Source organism: Rhizobium ecuadorense (assembly GCF_001187535.1).
Taxonomy (GTDB): Bacteria; Pseudomonadota; Alphaproteobacteria; order Rhizobiales; family Rhizobiaceae; genus Rhizobium; species Rhizobium ecuadorense.
The window spans coordinates 1-256 of sequence record NZ_LFIO01000915.1 but is presented as its reverse complement, the minus strand read 5'-3'; the positions used below and the strand labels follow the sequence as shown (position 1 = coordinate 256).

Below are 256 nucleotides of genomic sequence, written 5' to 3'. Positions count from 1 at the left end.
ACACCCTTGTTGTCGCCGCCGGCACTATAGACGCCGATGATGCCGGGCTCCCGCAGAAGGGCCGCTTGCAGCAGTTCCATGGCATTGTGCTCATCATCAAGGTCGAACATGACCTCGATGAAACGATGTTCGTTTGAACCATTCTCCGAGAGATAGTTGGAGAAGCCGCGGATCCGCTCCTTGTGGTTCTCATAGGCGCCGCTGTGGCAGAGAGCGACGAACGAACCGGGGCGCTGCGCCAGCATGCCCGACATGT

Annotated in this window: 1 pseudogene; it reads right to left on the bottom strand. The window is 59.0% G+C overall.

Annotation, left to right across the window (positions count from 1 at the left end):
• Window positions 1-256, bottom strand: a pseudogene (locus AF337_RS15985) (LacI family transcriptional regulator); the annotation flags it as partial.